We start from the raw sequence: 15,834 nt of genomic DNA on the forward strand, positions 1-15,834 counted from the left end.
GCTCAAGGACGCTCTGCTCTGCGTCGCAGAGTCCGGCGCACGTCCGAGGCTTTGCTCCCGTGAAACCGGGTTGAGGGCGCGGATTCGCTATTACTCCGGGGCGGAACACACAGTTGCCGGGTCTTTGCAGCCTGCGGGCGCGGCGCTGGGAAGCGCAGGGCGCTAAAATGGCGGCTTGCGCCGACTGGCGCCGCCCCCACTTGGTTCTTATGTACTCCCGCAGCAGCGAACCCGTCCAATTCGAGCGCGATTGCGCCGCCGTCCTGGTCCCGCAGGGCGACAGCGTCACCCTTCCGGCTGGCAGCTATGGCTACATCACCCAGGCCCTGGGCGGCAGCTATACGGTGTTCGTGGAAGGCAATCTGTTCCGCATCGCCGGCCAGGATGGCGACGCCATCGGCAAGGAGCCGGCCGAATCGCTGAGCCTGCCCGAGAACGCCAGCGACGATGAAGTCGAGGCCCTGGTCTGGCGGCAGTTGCGTACCTGCTTCGACCCCGAGATCCCGTTCAACATCGTCGACCTCGGTCTGGTCTACGAAGCCAACCTGCGCCACCGCGACGATGGCCAGCGCGAGGTGGAAGTGAAAATGACCCTCACCGCGCCCGGTTGCGGCATGGGCGAGATCCTGGTCGACGACGTGCGCAACAAGCTGGAACTGATCCCGACCATCGTCGAGGCCGATGTGGAACTGGTGTTCGACCCGCCGTGGGGCCGGCACATGATGTCGGAAGCGGCGCGCCTCGAAACCGGGATGCTCTGACCAAGGCCCGACCCACGCCGCGCAATGCGGCGCGGTGCTGCAACATGCGGGCGCTTTTCGCCGGGTCTAGGCTCGATTTCTTCACGCGTCCGTCACGCGATTCCGCCGTTCCTGAACGCGTGTTACCGATTACAGTCACATTTGTAACTATCGGCACGTAATCCACGTTCCGTTCCGCAGGATTCCCCACTGCAACGTCTTGTGCGCATACCGCACGACAGTTAGGTTCGAGTCAGGGTGCAGGCAATCGCGCACCCCGGAAACGGAAGCCGTCGTCGACATCCCCCTGTCCAGTCACGGCTGCTTCCGGACTCGCCGCATCCGCGGCACCACCATCTGTAGAGGGAACTTCAATGTCCGATGTCACAAAGCGTCGTCTGCGCTTGCATGTCCTGGCCAGCGCCACCGCTATCGCAATATCCTCGATGTGCGCACCCGCCATGGCGGCAGGTCGCGTGGATGTCAGTGGTCTGCATTCCCCCGAGCAACAGACTTTCGATCGCTTCATCGTGAAATACCGCGACGGCAGCAGCGAGCGCAGTAGTGCGGCCGCGCTGGACAGTTCCCTGAGGTCCGCCTCGTCCGCGATACCGACGAAGTCCAGACGCGCGCTGGGGGTGAAATCGTTGCGCCGCCTTGCCATGGGTGCGGACGTGATCCTTTCCGACAGCAAGCTGGATCGCGTCGACGCCGAATCGCTGATGCGCCAGCTGGCCAGCAATCCCAACGTCGAATACGTCGAAGTCGACAAGCTCAACAAGCCGCTGCTGACCCCGAACGATACCAACTACAGCCAGCAGTGGGGCTATCAGGATTCCGACGCCGGCATCCGCGCCAACGAGGCCTGGGATGTCACCAACGGCGCCGGTTCTGTGGTCGCGGTACTCGACACCGGCATCACCAACCATAGCGACCTCAACGCCAATATCCTGCCGGGCTACGACTTCATCATCGACACGAGCGTGTCGAACGACGGCAACGGCCGCGACAACGACCCCAGCGATCCCGGCGATTGGGTCACCACCAACCAGTGCGGTGTCCATGCCGCACAGGGCTCAAGCTGGCATGGCACCCACGTCGCCGGCACCATCGCCGCGGTGACCAACAACGCCAAGGGCGTGGCGGGCGTCGCCTACGGCGCCAAAGTCGTTCCGGTGCGCGTGCTGGGCACCTGCGGTGGTTACGACTCCGACATCGCCGACGCCATCATCTGGGCTTCCGGCGGTACGGTCAGCGGCGTTCCGGCCAACGCGAATCCGGCCGAAGTGATCAACCTCAGCCTTGGCGGTTCGGGCGCCTGCGGCTCCACCACACAGAGCGCGATCAATGGCGCGGTCGGCCGCGGCACTACCCTGGTCATCGCGGCAGGCAACGACAACACCAACGTGTCCAATGCGTCGCCGGCCAATTGCGCCAACGTGGTGGCCGTGGGTTCGATCACCAGTACCGGCGCGCGTTCGAGCTTCTCCAACTATGGCGCGGGAGTGGACATCGCAGCACCCGGCTCGACCATCATGTCGACGCTCAATACCGGTACCACCACCCCGGGTTCGGAAACCTACGTCAACTACAGCGGCACGTCGATGGCGACGCCGCATGTGGCCGGCGTCGTGGCGCTGATCCAGGCCGTCTCGGCCACACCGAAAACCCCGGCCCAGGTCGAGGCATTGCTGAAGAGTTCGGCGCGTCCATTCCCGTCCACGCCTTCACAGCCGATCGGTGCCGGCATAGCCGATGCCAAGGCGGCGGTCGATGCGGCGGGCGGTGGCGGCGGCAATGTCGCGCCGGTGGCGAACTTCAGTTCCTCGGCCAGCGGCCTGACCGTCAGCTTCACCGACACCTCCACCGACAGCGACGGCAGCATCGCCTCGCGCAGTTGGAACTTCGGCGACGGCACCACGTCCACGGCGACCAACCCGAGCAAGACTTATTCGGCGGCGGGCACCTACAGCGTCTCGCTGACGGTCACCGACAACGGCGGCGCGACCAACACCAAGACCGGTTCGGTCACGGTGAGCACGGGTGGCGGCGGCACGGTACTGGGCAACGGCGTTCCGGTCACCGGGCTGTCGGCGACCACCGGCAATTCGCTGAACTACACCATGGTCGTGCCGGCGGGAGCTTCAAACTTGAGCTTCACCACCTCCGGCGGCACCGGCGACATGGATCTGTACGTCAGGTCCGGCAGCGCCCCGACGGATACGGTCTACGACTGCCGTCCGTACAAGACGGGCAATGCCGAAACCTGCACCTTCGCAACACCCACCGCGGGTACGTACTATGTGCGCCTGAAGGCCTATTCGTCCTTCTCCGGCGTGAGCCTGACCGGCAGTTACAGCACCGGCGGTGGCGGCGGCGCGCAGACGTACAGCAACGGCACCGATGTGGCCATCGGCGACAACTCCACGGTCAACAGCCCGATCACCGTGTCCGGCCGCAGCGGCAATGCCTCGGCCAGCACCCCGGTCGCGGTCAACATCGTGCACACCTACAAGGGCGACCTGAAGGTGGACCTGGTGGCGCCGGATGGCAGCGTGTACGTGCTGCACAACCGCAGCGGCGGCAGTACCGACAACATCAACACGACCTACACGGTGAATCTGTCGAGCGAAGCGTTGAACGGCACCTGGAACCTGCGCGTCAACGACAACGCCGGCGGCGATACCGGTTACATCAACAGCTGGAGCATCACCTTCTGATCGATTGATCGATCGGTTGTGCGAAAAAAGAACCCCGGCTTCGGCCGGGGTTCTTTTTCGTAGGAGCGCCCCTTGGGCGCGATGCTTTTATGCCGGCTACGACACGAAAGAGCATCGCGCCCAAGGGGCGCTCCTACGGGATTCAGCCGGCCGCCTCGAAGCGATTCGCATCCACGTTCTTGCGCACTTTGGCCGGATCCCAGATGCGCCCGTTCATGGCGATGTACACGCCCGGAGGCAGGGACTGCACCGCGCCGATCGCACAGCCGATGTTGAACTCGGCATCCGAGCCGCGGAAGCGCGCCGGGCTCAGTGCGCCGGTCATCACGATGGTCTTGTCCTCGATCGACTTCAACACCGCGCCGGTCTGCACCATGCTGTCGGTGCCGTGGGTGACCAGCACGTGGCGGGCCGACTGTGCGGCGATGGTGGCGCGGATCAGCTCGCGGTCGGCGTCGGTGATGTGCAGCGAGTCCTTGCGCAGGATCGGTATGACGGTGAAGCGGAAGGTCACGCCCAGTTCGCGCAGGATCATGCCGATCTGCGGATCGCCGATCTGGTAGTCGGACTTGTCGTCGAAATAGATCTTGTCGATGGTGCCACCGGTGGTGACGATCAGCAGTTCTTCCATCCAGCGTTCACTCCTGCAGTTCGATATCGTGGCCAACGCTCGATTATCCGCGTTCGGCCAGGTGGGTGCTCAGGTTTTCTTCCTGCCGAAGCGCGCACTCACGCCCGGCCAGCTGGAGGCCACGACGATCACGAGCGCCAACACGATTTCCGCCCAGCCGTAGCCGCGTTCCCCTGGTCGGCCATACGCGACCACGACCCCGTGGCAGAACCAGAACAGCCCGAACACGCCGGCCCAGAACGCGGCCGTGGCGCTGCCGCGCAGCGCGCCGACCAGCATCAGCAGCGGCGGCAGGACGAACACCAGCATCGCGGCCAGTCGATGCTTGTCGTCGTGGAACCACAATGAGAACAGCACCGACAGTGCGAACAAGGCCACCGCCAGCGTGATGCGCGGCTTCTTCATGCGCCCACTCCCAGCCGGCGCGCGACTTCCGCCACGCGCCTGCCCAGGGCGCGCGCAAGCACGCTTTCCTCTTCGCTCAACTGCGGATCGTCCTGGCCGCCAGCGACATGGCTGGCACCGTAGGGCGTGCCGCCGCCGCGGGTCGTGCTCAGGGCGGGCTCGGTGAAGGGAATGCCGACGATCACGCAGCCGTGGTGCAACAACGGCAGCTGCATCGACAGCAGCGTCGATTCCTGTCCGCCGTGCTGGGTGGCGGTGGAAGTGAACACGCCGGCAGGCTTGTCCACCAGGGTGCCATTGGCCCATTCCGCGCCCAGTCCATCGATGAAATGCTTCAACGGCGCGGCCATGTTGCCGAAGCGGGTCGGGCTGCCCAGCACGATCCCGGCGCATTCCTGCAAGTCGCGCGATTGCACGTAAGGCGCGCCTTCCTCCGGTTCCGGCGGCGCGGCCTGCTGGGTCACCGCCGCGACCGGCGGCACGCTGCGCAGGCGTGCGCTCATGCCTTCGATTTCGCCCACGCCGCGCGCTACCTGCCGCGCCAGGCGGGCCACGGAGCCGCCGCGGCTGTAATAGAGCACCAGGATTTCAGGCATGTTTCCGACCGTTCGCTGCAATAGCGCCTAGTATCGGCGATGTCGCCCGCTTCGCGCATCGGGTAACCTTCGGCCAATGGAACCGCTGGATACCGTGAATCGCTGGACCGACCGCATGCGCGACCGCGCGCGCGCCGGCACCTTCACCCGCTTCCTGGCCAAGCGATTCCTCGATGATCGCCTGTTCCAGTCGGCGGCGGCCCTGGCCTACACCACGCTGTTCGCGCTGGTGCCGCTGGTGATGGTGGTGTTCGGGGTGCTGTCCGCGTTCCCCGTGTTCGATGAGTGGAGCAAGCAGCTCAGCGATTACATCTTCTCCAATTTCGTGCCAAGCGCCGCGAGTTCGGTGCAGGAGAAACTGATCGAATTCTCGGACAACGCCAAGAAACTGACCGCTGCGGGCGTGATTGCTCTGGTCATTTCGCTGCTGATTACCCTGAACAGCGTCGAGACCACCTTCAACAGGATCTGGCGGGTGACCACGTCGCGTCCGAAATTCAGCCGCTTCTTGGTGTACTGGACGGTATTGACCCTCGGTGCAATGGTTGCCGCCGCCTCGCTGGCCATTTCCGCCAGGTTCTACGCCTTGCCGATATTCGCCACGAACGAGGGCAAGGTACTTGCGACCCTGTCGCTGACCATAGCCCCCGTGCTGATAGAACTCGCGGCCATCACCGCCATCTATCGGGTGGTGCCCCACCGGACTATCAAACTGCGTTACGCGGTGGCGGGCGCACTGCTGGCGACGCTGTTGCTGGAGTCGATAAAATGGGGCCTGGGCTTATACCTGGGTACCTTCAACTCCTACGCGACGATCTACGGAACGGTCGCGGTGGCCCCCATTCTGCTGTTGTGGATATACCTGTGCTGGGTGGCGATCCTGCTGGGCGCTTCGTTCGCTTCGTCGATCGCCGCGTTCCGTTACCAGCCAGTATCGATGCGCTTGCCGCTCGGTTACGAGATCTATGGCCTGTTGCGCTTGCTGGGTCGTTTCGATGCGGCGCGTGCACAAGGCAAAGGCCTGCATAGCGATCAGATCCTCGAACTGGAACCGATGCTCACCGATTCACTGGTGCAGCAGATCCTGGGCCAGCTGGCCGATATCAACCTGTTGCGCCGGGACGAGCAGGGCGAGTGGCTGCTGGCCCGCGACCTGGACAGCATGACCGTGTGCGACCTGTACGAGGCCTGCCAGCTGCGCATCCCGGTGGCCGAGGCGCACCTGCCCTGCCAGGACGACGCGCTGGGCATCGCCGCGCGCGATGCGCTGGACCAGCTGCGGGTGCCGCTGCGCGAAGTGCTCAAGCGCAAGGTCAGCGACATCTACGCGCAGCAACCAGAGGGCAAGGCATGAAATCACGGGTTCTTTTCTGCGGCCTGGCGCTGCTGGCGCTGGTCGCCTGCAAGCGCGAAGCAGCCGCCAACCAGGCCGCCGCGACGCCGCCGGTGCTTGCGGTACCCGCGACCCCGGCCACTTCAAGCCCGACTACCGCGGAAATCCCGCTGCTGAAGGTCGTTACCGTGGAAGGCAAGCCGTACGAGCTGGCCGCGCATCGCGACAAGTGGGTGGTGGTGAATTTCTGGGCGACCTGGTGCGCGCCGTGCATCAAGGAAATGCCGGAACTGTCCGCGTTCGACAAGGCGCGCGACGATGTCGAAGTCATCGGCCTGGCCTACGAGGAGATCGAGCCGCAGGCGATGCGCGATTTCCTCAAGCAGCGTCCGGTGGTCTATCCGGTCGCGATCCTGGACGTGTATTCGCCGCCTGCGGATTTCGCCACGCCACGCGGCTTGCCGATGACTTTCCTGATCGCGCCCGGCGGCAAGGTGGCCAAGCAGTTCATCGGCCCGGTCACGGCGCATGAGATCGATGCGGCCATCGTGGCGGCGGGCGGGCCTAAAGCGGAAGCCTGATGGCCGCAGCGCGCTTCCTGGTCAGCGGCAAGGTACAGGGCGTGTTCTTCCGCGCATCGACACGGGAGCAGGCACTGGAACTGGGACTGTCAGGGCATGCCATCAACCTGGACGACGGCCGCGTGGAAGTGGTCGCGGAAGGTGCTGGCGAAGCGGTGGAAGCCTTGGCTTCCTGGCTGCGACACGGACCGCCGATGGCGCGGGTGGAGGGTGTGGAGCGTAGCGACTGCGAGGAGTGTCGTGTCCCAGGATTCAGCATCGGCTGATCGCGCGACCCCATGCGATCGCAAACAAAAACGGCGGCCCGAAGGTCGCCGTTTTTGTTGATGGGGCCGGAAAGCGGCGGAGATCAGTGGCCTTTTCCGTTGCCCTTGTCCTTGCCTTGTCCCTTGCCTTGCTTGCCCTGATCGCTCTTCCCTTTGCCCTGGCCGTGGTCACTGGATGCCTTGGGCGGCTTGCCGGAGTGCGCGGCCCCGCCGTTGCCCTGGGCGCGACCGCCCTGTGCGGATTTCTTGCCCGGACCATGCTTGGACCAGTCCACGTGGACGTTGCGGTCCACCGCGACCGGATAGCCCCAGCGGTCATAGGTATTCGAAAAACCGTTCTTGAGCCGATGGAATTGCGCCGAGCCGGGCTTGATGCCCATGCGCTTGGCGATCGCGCCCCAGCCCTGGCCGGGATTGCGGTCGTATTCGCGCACCACGTTGACGCAGGGAACGCCCAGCACATGGGCGATGGAGCAGGCGTAGTAGATGTCGCCCGCGGACCAGCGGCGATCGAACAGGTCGACGATCAACGAGCGCGGCGCGCCGTAATAACCGGTCATCTCACCGATGAAGGGTTCGCGGTAACGGGAGCCGTAATCGTTGATCTCGCCGAGGCGGGTATCCACCCAAAGGTCGCCGGAACGGAAGTTGTAGCCCACTACTTGCGCTTGCGCCGCCGAGGCCGCGAACAGCAGGCCCAGGGACAACACCAGCGCGGAAACAGGTCGTTTGCCGTATTGCATGAGTCAGCTCCTTTGAGATGGCGAGGCGGAAGTGTCGTGCCGCATGCGTGAATGCTACCTAAGCCCGGGCTGGCATGAGCGGCAGGTGACGTGCGGCGTCCAGATAGGGGCCCGGACCCCGCCGGCGGCGATCGGAATAGCTGGCCAGGCGAGGCGTGGTATTGCCCCCGCTCCGACCCTCCTGCCTTTGCTTGAGGACCCTGAGCGGGTGCGTCCCGCGACTGGTTCCGGACAAAAGAAAACGGGCACCTCGCGATGCCCGTTTCCTGCTTCCGGCCGGTGCCGGGTTATTGCAGGCCGTTGCCTACCGCCTTGGCCAGCGTGCCGTTGGCATCGTCGCCGCTGAACTCCCAGAAGAACGCGCCACCCAGGTTCTGCGCCTTCACGTAGTTCATCTTCTCGGTGATCATCGCCGGCGTGTCGTAGCTCCAGAACGTGTTGCCGTCGTATTTCCAGGTCGCCCTTGCGTTCGCGTCGGTGTAGACCGTGCCGGGCCGATCCTTCAGTACCTTGTAGTCCTCGTTGCCTGCTTCATAAGTGCCCGGCGCGGCGCTGCCGCTCTGGTACAGGCCGTTGTTGACGTTGGCCACGTTGGTCCAGCCGCGGCCGTAGAAGCCGATGCCCAGGTTCAACTTGCTGGCCGGGACGCCGCGCTCCAGGAATGCCTCGATCGCATCGTTGCTGTTGTAGAACCTGACATCGCCCGTGGATGGATCGTTGGGCGAAGCGAACAGACCCGAATGGTGGTTGGTCCTGGGTTCGAAAGCACCGTGGAAGTCGTAGGTCATTACGTTGATGAAATCCAGATACTGGTGGTACTGGCCCGGATCGGTGGCGGCGATCTTGTCCACGCCCGCGCCCGGTGCGATGGTCAGCAGCAGGCCCGGACGCACCAGGTTGAGCTGGCGACGGAACTCGGCCAGCAAGCCGGTGAAGTTGGCGCGATCCTCGGCACCGCCGCAGGCGATGCCGCAGGCATTGGGGTATTCCCAATCGATGTCGATGCCGTCGAACACGCCGGCCGCGGCACCCGTGCCGCCCGCGCCGTCGGTGACCGGCAGATTGCCCTTGATGTAGGCGTTGATGCACGAAGTCACGAACGCCACCCGGTTCTCAGGCCGTGCCGCGCTGGCGAAACCGCGCGACCAGGTCCAACCGCCCAACGAGATCAGCACCTTGATGTTCGGATACTTGGCCTTGAGCTGCTTGAGCTGGTTCCAGTTGCCGCGCAACGGCTGGTCCCAGGTATCGGCCACGCCACTGACGCTTTCGGCGGCGCTGAAGGCCTTGCTGTAGTCGGCGAAGGCATCGCCGCCGGCACCGGTCGATTCGTTCGACGGAATGGTCAGGCCTACTTCGCAGATATTGTTGCGCACATTGCCGAAGGCATAGTTGATGTGAGTCAGCTTGGCCGCGGAACCGCTGGTGTCGATGTTCTTCACCCGATAGTTGCGTCCATAGATGCCCCACTGGGCGAAATAGCCGAGCACGCGCTTGCTGCCGCCACCGCCACCCGTAGCGGAGGTGGTCACGCTGATCTGCGTGCCTTGCGCGGAAGGGTTGCCGGCGTTGTCGCGGGCACGCACGCGATAGGTGTAGGCGGTGGAAGCCGCCAGGCCCGAATCCGTGTAGCCGGTGCTGGTGGAGGAACCGGCGAGACCGCCATTGCGGTACACGTCGTAACCGGCCACACCGCTGCCTCCGGCATTGTCGGTGGAAGCGTTCCAGGACAGGGTGACGCTGGAGGAGGTCTTGCTGGGCGACGCAAGTCCCGTGGGTACGCTGGGTGCAGTGGTGTCCGGATTCTGCACATTGTTGACGGTGATGTTGACCAGTGCGGAGGTGCCGGTGGCGCCGCTGTTGTCGGTGGCCACGGCCTTCAATGCGTAGCTGCCCGCGGTGGCATTGCTCCAGGTCGCGCTGTACGGCGCACTGGTATCGACGCCGAGCGAAGTCGTGCCGCGGAAGAACTGCACCTGGATGACGGTTCCGTCGCTGTCGGCGGCATTGGCCGAGACGGTGATGGTCGCGCCGGCGTTGTAAGTCGCATTGTTCGCCGGGGCAGTCAGCGCGGCGGTCGGCGGCTGGTTGCCGCCGCCGGTGCCGCAGGTGCCGAGGTCCTGGTACCAGCCGCAACTGGTGCAGTAGGTGGGCGATGCGTTCCAGATCGGTATCAGCGCCGAATACAGTCGACCCTGGTAAACCAGACGGTCGCCCGGGTTGTAGATGGTCGACGCGTTCCACGCGGCTACACCGGTGCAACTGACGCTTTGCGCCTGTGCGGTACTCATCCACGCCGCCAGCAGACAGCCTGCCAGCAACGCCTTCATTACTCTGATGCTCATGGTGTGTTCTCCCGATTCCTTGAGGGGTTGAGGATCAATCCGCTGATCAGTGGGGGCGACCAGCAACGATGCACTGACTCCAGGAAAACCTCATGGTTTTCCCTGCTGCGAAGAAGGTCATGGCCTTCCCGGTGCAAGCCCGCGCAGGCGCTTGCGATTCGTGGACGCGTAGCCCTGCAGCGGCGGCGCGTTTGAATCCCTCAGGCAAGAACGACAGTGGTGTTGCTTGTATGTTGCTTGGTTGCAACGGTGCGCCGCATGCGATGTGCAGTGCTACCGTGGCGATCGACACTGGTGTGCGACGACAACCTTGTCAAGGTGTCGCGTTGTGATACTGCGGTTGTTGTCACAGTTAAAAAGCGGAGTGATTTCCCGGTGTCCGATGCTTTCGCGCGCTGCGTCGGCTGCAGGTCTGCCCATGTCCGATCGATGTCTTGCGTGAGCCATCACTGATCGATGCAAGTCGCATGAACGGTCGTGTGGGAATCAGGATGAGTATGGAGACGTCGAAGGCGCGAGGCCGTCGGGTCAGCGGGCGGCATCGGGAAGAAGAGACGGTCGTCGCACATGCGGCCATGGAGGCGGTGCGTGTCCCAAGTGTGTCTTGAGCAGGGCGGGTCTTGACCCGCCTCTGCGAATTTCGCGACCGCCAGGCGGCGGGTTGGAACCCGCCCTATGAGTCATGGGATCCCATCCGGTGGGCCGGGGCCCACCCTATGCAGTTACGGGTCGTAGTCCGGGATCGGCTTGACCACGCCGAAGCGTTCCTTCTGCGGCTTGCCCTTCAGCGGCGGGAATTCGATTTCGGAGTCGGGTACCTGCGTGTCCGGCAGGCGATCCAGCAGGTCGCGGATCAGGCTCAGGCGGCCGCGCTTCTGGTCGTTGAAATCGACCAGCGTCCATGGCGCGTCTTCGGTATGCGTGGCCTTGAGCATGGCTTCGCGCGTGCGGGTGTAGTCGGCGTATTTCTCGCGTGCCTGCACGTCGATCGACGACAGCTTCCACTTCTTCAATGGGTCTTCCAGCCGTTCGGCGAAACGTTCTTCCTGTTCGGCCTGGTCCACGGCCAGCCAGTACTTGAACAGCAGGATGCCGTCGTCGGTGAGCAGCTTCTCGAACACCGGCGCCTGTTGCAGGAAGGCCTTGTACTGGGCGTCGCTGCAGAAGCCCATGACCTTCTCTACCCCTGCGCGGTTGTACCAGCTGCGGTCCATCAGCAGGAGTTCGCCCGCGGCCGGCAGGTGCGGCACGTAGCGTTGGAAGTACCACTGCGTGGCCTCGCGCTCGCTGGGTTTGGACAAGGCCAGCACATGGCATTGGCGCGGATTGAGGTGCTCGGCGATGGCATTGATCACGCCGCCCTTGCCGGCGGTGTCGCGGCCCTCGACCAGCACCACCACGCGCTTGCCGGTGTGCTGCAGCCAGCGCGACATCGCCACCAGTTCCAGTTGCAGCGGTTCCAGCAGCTTTTCGTACTCCTTGCGCTTGAGGTTCTTCATTCGTTGATCCCGCCTGATGTAGTGCCGAGCTTGCTCGGCAGCTTTTATGGAGGTGAAGGCGCCCCGGAGCAGCAGCCGAGCAAGCTCGGCTCTACGCGCGCTTGGCTTTTTTGCGGCCGACCGGGTCGGCCATGCTTCGCGCCACTTCCAGCAGCGCGCCCTGCTGTCGCGTATTGAACGAGCGGTAGGCGGCGAGCAGGTCGTGTTCGCCCTTGGTACGGGCCGGGTCCAGGGTGCTGGCCAGTTCCGACAACAGGGCGCCGGCGGGGACGCCGAAGGTGCGTGCCAGTGCGTCGGTCTGGTCCTTGCCCGGCATCTTGTCGCCGCTCAGCCAGGATTTGACCGTGGCCACGCCGGCACGCGGGATCGCGGTGGCGATGTCGGTGGCGGTCATGCCGCTGGCGCGGGCCAGCAGACGCAACGTGGTGTCCAGGGACATGCGCTTACTCCTTCAGGCGGGGACGCAGGGTGGCGAGGTTGCAGGGCTGGGTGCGGGCGTCGAGTTGGGCGCGGATGATTTTTTCCCAGCCGGTGCGGCAAGCAGAAGTCGAGCCGGGCAGGCAGAACAGGAAGGTGCTGTTGGCCAGTCCGGCGAACGCACGCGATTGCAGCGATGAGGTGCCGATCTCGTCGAAGCTGATCGCACGGAACAGTTCGCCGAAGCCGGGCATTTCCTTGTCCAGCAAGGGGAGCAGGGCTTCAGGCGTGGAGTCGCGGCCGGTGAAGCCGGTTCCGCCGGTGACCAGGATGCCGTCGATTCCGGCATCGGCGATCCATTTGGAAATGAGCGCGCGGAGTTGGTAGCGGTCGTCGCGCGAGATTGCGCGTTCGGCCAGTTGGTGGCCTTCCTGCTGGAGGGCGGCAACCAGGTAGTCGCCGGACTTGTCGTCGGCGGGCGTGCGCGTGTCCGAAACGGTCAGCACGCACAGGTGCAGCGGGATGAAGTCGGAGCTGGCGGTCATGCTGCGAAGCCTAACCCATGGGGCTTGTGGGAGGGGGCGGCCATTGTGGGAGGGGCTTCAGCCCCGACGAAGGAGCCAGAAAAGCGTCGGGGCTGAAGCCCTTCCCATACTTGCCGCAAGCGACTCCGGATGTGATCTGCAAGAAAGGTTCAATCCCATCAATCGGACAGCGACAAGCGAAAGCGCAGCGTGCCTTCATACAACTCCCAGCCCATTTGCCGGTAAAGCGCCTGGGCGCTGCGGTTATCGTGGTCGGTTTCCAGTTCCAGGCGGATCGCGCCTTCGTTGCGGGCGAAATCCGTGGCGGCCTGCACCAATGCGCGGGCCACGCCGAGGCGGCGCGCGGCGATGTCGACGTAGAGATCGTTCAACACGAATGCGCGACCCGCGCGCACCGACGAGAACGAAGGGAACAACTGGGTGAAGCCGGCGACCTTGCCGCCTACCTCGGCGAGGAAGATCACCGACTCACCGCGTTGCAGGCGCTCGCCGATGAAACGCTGCGCCAGCGCCGGGTCGGATGGCTGCTGGTAGAACATCCGGTAGCGGTCGAACAGCGGTGCGATGGCGTCCACATCGTCGACGGTCGCGCGGCGAATGGTCGGATTCATGCGGCCTCCGTAAGTCTTGCCAGTTCGTCGGCCTGGTGTTCGCGGGCGAGGCGCTCCACCAGTTCGTCCAGGTTGCCCTGGAGGATGTTGGGCAGGTCGTAGAGGGTCAGGCCTTCGACGCGGTGGTCGGTGATGCGGCCCTGCGGGAAGTTGTAGGTGCGGATGCGCTGGCTGCGGTCGCCGCTGCCGACCTGCAGCTTGCGCGACTCGGCCTGCGCGGCGGCCTGCTTGCTGCGCTCGGCTTCCAGCAGTTGCCCCTTGAGCCGCTTCATCGCCAGATCGCGGTTGGCATGCTGCGAACGCGCGGTCTGGTTTTCCACCACCAGGCCGCTGGGAATGTGGGTGATGCGGATCGCCGATTCGGTCTTGTTGACGTGCTGGCCGCCGGCGCCGGAGGAACGGAACGTGTCCACTTTCAGGTCGGCCGGATTGATGACTACCTCTTCCACTGCATCATCGTCGGGAATGATCGCCACGGTCGCGGCCGAAGTGTGGATGCGGCCCTGCGATTCGGTCTCCGGCACGCGCTGCACGCGATGGGTGCCGGACTCGAACTTCAAGCGCGAGAACGCGCCGCGGCCGCTGACCCTGGCCACGATTTCCTTGTAGCCGCCATGCTCGCCGGGGCTGTCGGAGGCCACTTCCACCTTCCAGCCCTGGCGTTCGGCGTAACGCGCGTACATGCGGAACAGGTCGCCGGCGAAGATCGCCGCCTCGTCGCCGCCGGTGCCGGCGCGTACTTCCAGGAACAGGTCGGAGTCGTCGCGTGGATCCTTGGGGACCAGGAGCAGGGCGAGTTCGTCTTCCAGCTGCAGCAGCCGCGCCTGCGCGGTGGCGATTTCCTCTTCCGCTAGTTCGCGCATTTCCGGATCGTTGCGCAGGGCTTCGGCCGCGGCGAGGTCGCGCTTGGCCTTCGCTTCCTCGCTCAAGGCGGTGGACACCGGCTCCAGTTGCGAGAATTCGCGCGAATACCTGCGGAAGCGATCGTTGTCGGCGACCACGCCGGGATCGGAGAGCAGGCGTTCGAGTTCTTCGCGGCGTTCGGCCAGCGCTTCGAGTTTACGGCGCAGGGTCGGCGTCATCGGGTTTCTTGAGGTGGGAGTAGGGCGCCTGGGCCGGGAACAGCTTGTCCGCCGCACGCGCGAGCTCCGCATCGCCGGACAGCGCCGCTTCCCGCAGGGCGGCCGTCGGCGGATGCAGCAGGCGATTGGTCAGTGTGTGGGCGAGGAAATCGAGCACTTCTTCGGCATCGCGGCCGCTGGCGAGTTGCTGCCGGGCCTTGGCCAGCACGTCCTCACGCGCGGCATCACCGTGCGCGCGCAGGCGCTTCAAAGGTTCCTGGCGCGAGCTGGCGTGCAGGTTCTCGATGTAGCGCGCGACCTGCAGTTCGATGATCGCTTCGGCGGCTTCGGCGGCTTCCCGGCGGCCGCGGCGATTGTCTTCCACCGCGCGTTCCAGGTCGTCGACCGTATACAGATAGGCATCGGCGAGCCCGGCGACGCCGGGCTCGATGTCGCGCGGCACGGCCAGGTCGAACAGCAGCATCGGCTTGTGTTTGCGCTTGCCCAGCGCGGTGGCGACCTGGCTGCGGGTGACGATGGGTTCGCGGCTTGCGGTGGCCGAAAACACCACGTCGGCCTCGGCCAGGTGCCGTTCCAGTTCCGCCAGCGGCAAGGCGTAGCCGCCGTGGCGGGAGGCCAGTTCCTGCGCATGCGCCAGGGTGCGGTTGGCGATCAACAGGCGGCGCACCTTGCCTTCGCTCAGGTGCCGCGCGGCCAGCTCGATGGTTTCGCCGGCGCCGATCAGCAGCACCGTCGAATCATCCAGGCGCGCGAACGAGTTCTGCGCCAGGCGCACCGCAGTGGAAGCCACCGACACCGGATTGGCGCCGACCCGGGTATCGGTACGCGCGCGCTTGGCCACGGCGAAGGTCTGCTGGAACAGGCGATCCAGGCGATTGCCGAGGGCGCCGTGTTCGCGCGCCGCGACCCAGGCTTCCTTCACCTGGCCGAGGATCTGCGGCTCGCCCAGGACCATCGAGTCCAGTCCGGTCGCGACCCGGAACAGGTGCCGCACCGCATCCGCGTCGCTGTGCCGGTACAGATAACCGTCCAGGCCGTCGGCGTGCGTGGCCAGCCAGTCGCTCAGCGTGTCCCCGTCCGCGGCGATGGCGTACAGCTCGGTGCGGTTGCAGGTGGACAGCAACGCGGCCTCGGACACATCCGCCAGGCCACGCAGCGAAGCCAGCGCCGCGGGCAGGGCGGCGGCGTCGAACGCGACGCGCTCGCGCAGGTCGACCGGCGCGGTCTGGTGGTTGAGTCCTAGTACCCACAACATCATCGTTCAGGTGCTTGCGCTAAGCTTCTGGCCCTCGAAGGCCGCCATTTTACGGCCCGGTTCGC

The 15,834-nt window shown here is 65.1% G+C and carries 16 protein-coding genes; 5 read left to right on the forward strand and 11 right to left on the reverse strand.

Annotated elements, in window-relative coordinates; translation table 11 throughout:
* Positions 1-209: 209 nt before the first annotated feature.
* Positions 210-761 (forward strand): putative Fe-S cluster assembly protein SufT, encoded by a 552-nt coding sequence (gene sufT, locus CSC74_RS16805; RefSeq protein WP_162315658.1) that lies wholly within the window; start codon positions 210-212, stop codon positions 759-761.
* A gap of 353 nt (positions 762-1,114) precedes the next feature.
* Complete coding sequence (locus CSC74_RS17480) at positions 1,115-3,460, forward strand: S8 family serine peptidase (protein WP_211369681.1); 2,346 nt, start codon at positions 1,115-1,117, stop codon at positions 3,458-3,460.
* 142 nt (positions 3,461-3,602) lie between these two features.
* On the opposite strand, the gene CSC74_RS16820 is transcribed toward CSC74_RS17480, so the two are convergent.
* The 3 genes from CSC74_RS16820 to wrbA form a co-directional block, all read right to left on the reverse strand.
* Complete coding sequence (locus CSC74_RS16820; RefSeq protein ID WP_162315659.1) at positions 3,603-4,091, reverse strand: asparaginase domain-containing protein; 489 nt, start codon at positions 4,089-4,091, stop codon at positions 3,603-3,605.
* Between the two features lie 69 nt (positions 4,092-4,160).
* Positions 4,161-4,496 (reverse strand): DUF2069 domain-containing protein, encoded by a 336-nt coding sequence (locus CSC74_RS16825; protein WP_162315660.1) that lies wholly within the window; start codon positions 4,494-4,496, stop codon positions 4,161-4,163.
* Positions 4,493-5,092, reverse strand: coding sequence for an NAD(P)H:quinone oxidoreductase (gene wrbA, locus CSC74_RS16830; protein WP_162315661.1), 600 nt, complete (start codon positions 5,090-5,092; stop codon positions 4,493-4,495). The genes CSC74_RS16825 and wrbA overlap by 4 nt, the downstream gene beginning before the upstream one ends.
* Positions 5,093-5,168: 76 nt before the next feature.
* On the opposite strand from wrbA, the gene CSC74_RS16835 reads away from it, so the two are divergent.
* Genes CSC74_RS16835 through CSC74_RS16845 form a run of 3 tightly spaced genes read left to right on the forward strand, consistent with a single transcriptional unit; the run spans position 5,169 to position 7,272 of the window.
* The gene (locus CSC74_RS16835; protein WP_162315662.1) at positions 5,169-6,446 is read left to right on the forward strand and encodes a YihY family inner membrane protein; all 1,278 of its coding nucleotides are present in this window, start codon (positions 5,169-5,171) and stop codon (positions 6,444-6,446) included.
* Positions 6,443-7,006, forward strand: a complete 564-nt coding sequence (locus tag CSC74_RS16840) for a TlpA family protein disulfide reductase (RefSeq protein ID WP_162315663.1) — start codon at positions 6,443-6,445, stop codon at positions 7,004-7,006. The genes CSC74_RS16835 and CSC74_RS16840 overlap by 4 nt, the downstream gene beginning before the upstream one ends.
* Complete coding sequence (locus CSC74_RS16845; protein WP_162315664.1) at positions 7,006-7,272, forward strand: acylphosphatase; 267 nt, start codon at positions 7,006-7,008, stop codon at positions 7,270-7,272. Before CSC74_RS16840 ends, CSC74_RS16845 begins: the two co-directional genes overlap by 1 nt.
* Before the next feature lie 83 nt (positions 7,273-7,355).
* On the opposite strand, the gene CSC74_RS16850 is transcribed toward CSC74_RS16845, so the two are convergent.
* The 8 genes from CSC74_RS16850 to hemA form a co-directional block, all read right to left on the reverse strand.
* Positions 7,356-8,015, reverse strand: coding sequence for a hypothetical protein (locus CSC74_RS16850; RefSeq protein WP_162315665.1), 660 nt, complete (start codon positions 8,013-8,015; stop codon positions 7,356-7,358).
* A gap of 287 nt (positions 8,016-8,302) precedes the next feature.
* On the reverse strand, positions 8,303-10,345 hold the full coding sequence (locus tag CSC74_RS17705; RefSeq protein ID WP_162315690.1) for a glycosyl hydrolase family 18 protein: 2,043 nt from the start codon (positions 10,343-10,345) through the stop codon (positions 8,303-8,305).
* Between the two features lie 737 nt (positions 10,346-11,082).
* Positions 11,083-11,859: a polyphosphate kinase 2 gene (gene ppk2 / locus CSC74_RS16860; protein WP_162315666.1), complete on the reverse strand. Its 777-nt coding sequence runs from the start codon at positions 11,857-11,859 to the stop codon at positions 11,083-11,085.
* 91 nt (positions 11,860-11,950) lie between these two features.
* Positions 11,951-12,298 (reverse strand): hypothetical protein, encoded by a 348-nt coding sequence (locus CSC74_RS16865; protein ID WP_162315667.1) that lies wholly within the window; start codon positions 12,296-12,298, stop codon positions 11,951-11,953.
* Positions 12,299-12,302: 4 nt separating this feature from the next.
* Positions 12,303-12,821 (reverse strand): molybdenum cofactor biosynthesis protein B, encoded by a 519-nt coding sequence (moaB, locus tag CSC74_RS16870; RefSeq protein ID WP_162315668.1) that lies wholly within the window; start codon positions 12,819-12,821, stop codon positions 12,303-12,305.
* Between the two features lie 158 nt (positions 12,822-12,979).
* A complete protein-coding gene (locus CSC74_RS16875; RefSeq protein WP_162315669.1) occupies positions 12,980-13,432 on the reverse strand; it encodes a GNAT family N-acetyltransferase in 453 nt (150 codons plus the stop codon).
* Positions 13,429-14,514 (reverse strand): peptide chain release factor 1, encoded by a 1,086-nt coding sequence (gene prfA / locus CSC74_RS16880; RefSeq protein ID WP_162315670.1) that lies wholly within the window; start codon positions 14,512-14,514, stop codon positions 13,429-13,431. Before prfA ends, CSC74_RS16875 begins: the two co-directional genes overlap by 4 nt.
* The gene (hemA, locus tag CSC74_RS16885; protein WP_162315671.1) at positions 14,492-15,772 is read right to left on the reverse strand and encodes a glutamyl-tRNA reductase; all 1,281 of its coding nucleotides are present in this window, start codon (positions 15,770-15,772) and stop codon (positions 14,492-14,494) included. The genes prfA and hemA overlap by 23 nt, the downstream gene beginning before the upstream one ends.
* Between the last annotated feature and the right edge of the window lie 62 nt (positions 15,773-15,834).

The sequence above is a fragment of the Pseudoxanthomonas yeongjuensis genome (genome assembly GCF_010093345.1).
Lineage (GTDB): Bacteria > Pseudomonadota > Gammaproteobacteria > Xanthomonadales > Xanthomonadaceae > Pseudoxanthomonas_A > Pseudoxanthomonas_A yeongjuensis.